Origin of the sequence: Vibrio sp. 10N.222.49.C9, from assembly GCF_041474985.1 — a bacterium.
Lineage (GTDB): Bacteria > Pseudomonadota > Gammaproteobacteria > Enterobacterales > Vibrionaceae > Vibrio > Vibrio crassostreae_C.
The window spans coordinates 1-272 of record NZ_JBFRVD010000909.1 but is presented as its reverse complement, the minus strand read 5'-3'; the positions used below and the strand labels follow the sequence as shown (position 1 = coordinate 272).

1 protein-coding gene is annotated in these 272 nt (G+C 45.2%); it reads left to right on the top strand.

Features of this window, described 5'->3' with window-relative positions; translation table 11 throughout:
- Position 1: 1 nt before the first annotated feature.
- Positions 2-272: biotin/lipoyl-binding protein (locus AB4585_RS26175; protein ID WP_372171680.1), on the top strand; the 271-nt coding region annotated here is incomplete at its 3' end.

The following is a 272-nucleotide window of genomic DNA, read 5'->3' as shown; positions in this document are numbered from 1 at the left end:
GATTGAATCTGGGGCGATCAAGCGCCTTCTAGGTTACAGCACATTATTAATCGCTATCTGTGTGGCAGCGTTTGCAGCTTGGTCAGTGCTCACCAAAGTAGATGAAATTGCCAAAGCTAAAGGTGCAGTGATTCCAGAGGGTGAGCGTCAGGTGATACAAAGTGAATTGGGCGGCAAACTAAAAACAGTCTTTGTTAAAAGAGGGGACTTAGTTGAAGTCGGTGACTCCATTGTAGAGTTTGATGATACCTTCCAAGCGTCTGCTTTAGATG